A 4,115-nucleotide genomic window follows, 5' to 3' on the forward strand; every position below is an offset into this window, starting at 1 on the left:
GTTTTGCCTGACGCTTATTCTGATAGGCAACAGAAACATCATTTTCAGATTGCTTTAATTGAAGATTATTCTTTTTAGCAAGTTCAATAGCCTCCTGAAGGGAAATTTTTAGCTGAGCAGTGGCTGGTATGTTATTGAAAATTAAAACAGATAATATCAGGATAATACTTTGGCGGACTCTATTTTGAAACATTGCTTAATAGGCTACACGTAAATATCATTAATATCTGAGCAACTTTTATATCAAGTTTAATGTTTATGTGAATAGACCATTTTGATTGCCCCTTTTTCACCGATTCGTTTGTATTCATAACTGCTCGATTATAGCCAAAGAAATGGGCGATCAAAATTGGCCGTCTGAGGGGCAATGCGTTGCGGTTTATCCACATGGATAATCATAATTGACTGTCAAGCTTTATCAAAAATATTTATTCACCAATGTCTCTACTTCATCAAGTGATGGCGCGTACATGCGCGATTGCAAGGCTAAAGTGTCAAAGTATTCGCGAATAACCGGAGACTGCTTGGTTAACACTGGGGTATTAACCAGAAGTACATGCGTAGCAAAAGGTTGATGTCCGGAATCGAATGTTAGCCCCACGCCGGGAATCAACTCAGCCTGACGGGTATATTTATTAATTTTGAAGGTTAATAAATTGCCTACACCATCCAGTAAAACATTATCGAAATTATAGGATATGATCTGTGGGCATGAATTAGTTATCACAACCGCTGAGCCTAGATAAATGTGTTTTTTGAAAGGATTACGAATCTCTACCTTGCCATCCAAATAGATCTCCAACTCGTGTTCATAGATATAATCAAAACATGTATTTACACGTATGGCACCCGCAAAGTATTTGTAACAACCAACAAAATCAACCCGATCTTCAGATTTGCGGGATTTGCTACTGATATATTCAATGATTTTTGAGCATTCTTTGTGAAGATCACTGCGTTTAAGTCCCCCGCTTTTTTCTTTTTTTAAGTAACCTGTTATCGGATCGTAGGTTAAGCCAATGGGCATGCAACTCATTAAAGGGTTTGCTGCTATTGAACCTTTTAAACCGATCTTTTTGAGCCCATAGGGATCATGGAAAACAAGATAAAACGCTTAAGCCGAAAGCTTTGAGGCTTTTTTGTTTAGTAGTTTAGTCACAGGCTACAGCCCGGGGAGCTTCAACTTTCCCCGATCACAGCTCCGGCATTATGGTCTCCTGTTTTGAAAGTAGTCGAATGCGAACGATGAACGTCCGTTTTTATTACTATCGGCGGCCACGTTGTTATTTAATCGGTTATTTATCAGTATATTGCTGGTTTGGCATGAGGGTTGACAAATAGAATTACTTGAATCAGACACTATCTCATATCAGCTGGTATAATCTGGTGTTGTTGGGAACATTGTTCGCAGGGCTCACGCTTGCGCTGGTTTTAGGATTTGCACAAAGACATAATCGTGATGCGAATCGGTTCCTGGCCATTGCGCTTGGCTTGACAGTGTCAATACTTGCAATTTTGCCGGTGCCCTGTCTTACAGTGCTCGGGCCGCTGCTCTATTTTTATGTAAGGAAGCTCACGCAACCTAACCGGCGTATATGTCTCAGAGATATATGGCTTCTGTCTCCTCTGCTCCTCATGCCTTTTGCTCCAAGGTGGCTCATTTTATCTTCTTTTCTACCTTATTTGTTGCTGATACAACGGCTGATAAAGCATTATTATACCGCCCTCCAACCGGTGCTGATGGACAAGCCCCGTTATGTGTTTCGCAGGCTAGGCTACGAGATCTGGTTGCTCGCTCTGTTGTGTGTCATTTGGATTTTTAACGATCTGGCGGGTATTATTATCGCCATCGTGCTAATCAAGTTGGCAGCAGCAGCTTTAATGAAGCGCGATGAAATCCAACTGGTACAAGTGCCCTTAGCAAAACAGGAAGATTTACGGGACAAAGGCAGATGGCTAAAACATCGGGTACTCACCGGCCGTTTCTACGAGGATACCGAACTAACCCTGGCTTCGCTTGCCGTGAAATTGTCCATCCATCCGCATGAATTGTCGCGGATTATCAATCAGGGGCTGAAGAAGAACTTCAGCGATTTTATCAACGAATTGCGGGTTAAAGAAGTAGCCAGAAAAATACAGGAACCGGCCTATGGCCGGCTCACACTGCTTGGCATTGCCTGGGAATCCGGATTTAACTCCAAGACAACCTTTAACCGCGTATTCAAAGAGATCCACGGCAAAACGCCGCTGGAATATAAAAACAGCTTTAAAAAAGAGGTGCCAATTGATAAGTTGGCACTTCATCCAGCTATTTGCCCGGTAATATTGCAGCAAAAAAAACGCAATTTTATGATCCGGAATTACTTCAAGATAGCCTGGCGAAGCCTGCTGAACAACAAAATTTCCTCTTTCATTAATATATCCGGCCTTTCCATAGGCATGGCGGTAGCCATGCTGATTGGGCTTTGGATCCATGATGAGGTATCCTATAACCATTCTTATGACCGCTATGACCGGATCGCCCAGGTGATGGTGCATGCCAATTATGACGGTACACTCTATACCATTAATTCCAATCCATTGCCCCTTGCAGCCGAACTGCGTTCCGCTTACGGCAATAATTTTAAACAGGTGGTCGTTTCAACAGCCACGCAACAGCAGCGGATCGTTTCGGGTGATAAGCAATTTGACGAATCCGGCAGGTATATGGACCCCGCCGTAACTGATATGCTGACGCTAAAAATGAGCTACGGTTCCCGTGCAGGCCTTTCCGAACCCAATACCATCCTGCTTTCGCAGCACCTGTCGGAAAAGCTGTTCGGGAAAGCCGACCCGGTTGGGAAAATCATCAGCATCGATAAAAAGCAAACGGTCAAAGTGACCGGTGTTTACGAGGATCAGCCTGACAATTCCGAATTCAAAGACCTCGGCTTTATCGCACCCTTTGCGTTGTATCTCTCTGCAAATGACTGGGCCCGCAAGGCGGAAAATAATTGGAACAACCAGTTTGTGATGATCTACACCGAATTGAATGACCGTGCCCGCTTTGACCAGGTCTCCGCAAAGATCAGGGACAGCAAACTAAGTCATGTAAGCGGTGACCAGGCGGCGCGGAAACCTATTGTGTTCCTGCAGCCGATGAGCCGCTGGCACCTGTATAATCAATTTAAGAACGGGGTAAACGTCCGCGGCGATGCCTTAAAGTATGTCTGGTTCTATGGGACCATCGGGCTATTTGTGTTGCTGCTGGCCTGTATCAATTTTATGAACCTGAGCACCGCGCGCAGCGAGCGGCGCGCGAAGGAGGTGGGGATCCGTAAAGTTATCGGCTCGGGCCGTAGTCAGCTTATCGCGCAATTTTATACCGAATCGGTGTTGCTGGCCTTTTTTGGCTGGCTGCTAGGTATTGGCCTGGTAGCTGTAAGCTTACCCTGGTTTAATGGCATTGCAAGCAAAGCCATGTATATTCCTTGGCTGAACCCGCTTTTTTGGCTCTGCGGGCTTAGCTTTACACTATTTACAGGTTTTCTGGCGGGCAGTTACCCGGCGCTTTACCTCTCTGCTTTTAAGCCGATCAAGGTGCTTAAGGGAAACTTTCGTGTCGGGCCGCTGGCCGCTGCTCCTCGACAGGTACTGGTCGTCTTACAATTCACCATCTCTATTGCGCTCATCATTGGAACAATTGTTGTTTACCGGCAGATCCATTTTGCCCAGGATAGGCCAGTTGGTTATACCCGGGACGGCTTAGTCAGCATTGATCTCGCCGGGGACATGCAAGCTAAATATGAGGTACTCTATAACGAACTGAAAGCTACCGGTTCCATAACGTATATGGCGGAATCCTCCAGTCCGCTGACCAGTATCTGGTCGACCAGTACGGATTTCGACTGGCCGGGCAAAGCGCCGGACTTCAAACAAGAGTTTAGTACAATAGCTGTCAGTAGCGGCTACGGTAAAACGGTCAGCTGGCAGTTTACTTCCGGAAGAGATTTCGGGGAAGCCACAGCCAGCGATTCCAGTGGATTTGTGGTCAATGAATCTGCGGTCAAAGTTATGGGACTAAAGGCCCCACTTAATGCAGTGATCAAATATGGCGGAAAAAGCTACCGCCTCAT

The 4,115-nt window shown here is 45.4% G+C and carries 3 protein-coding genes; 1 reads left to right on the top strand and 2 read right to left on the bottom strand.

Annotation, left to right across the window (positions count from 1 at the left end):
- Positions 1 to 193: hypothetical protein (locus VF500_RS09295; protein WP_414688570.1), on the bottom strand; the 193-nt coding region annotated here is incomplete at its 3' end.
- Positions 194 to 418: 225 nt separating this feature from the next.
- Positions 419 to 1,027, bottom strand: coding sequence for a hypothetical protein (locus tag VF500_RS09300; protein WP_330859413.1), 609 nt, complete (start codon positions 1,025 to 1,027; stop codon positions 419 to 421).
- A 320-nt stretch (positions 1,028 to 1,347) separates the two neighbouring features.
- Between VF500_RS09300 and VF500_RS09305 the strand changes: the two genes are divergently transcribed.
- Positions 1,348 to 4,115 (top strand): ABC transporter permease (locus VF500_RS09305; RefSeq protein WP_330859414.1); only part of this gene is annotated, 2,768 nt, incomplete at its 3' end.

The sequence above is a fragment of the Mucilaginibacter sp. genome (assembly GCF_036383575.1).
In the GTDB taxonomy this organism is placed as follows: Bacteria; Bacteroidota; Bacteroidia; order Sphingobacteriales; family Sphingobacteriaceae; genus Mucilaginibacter.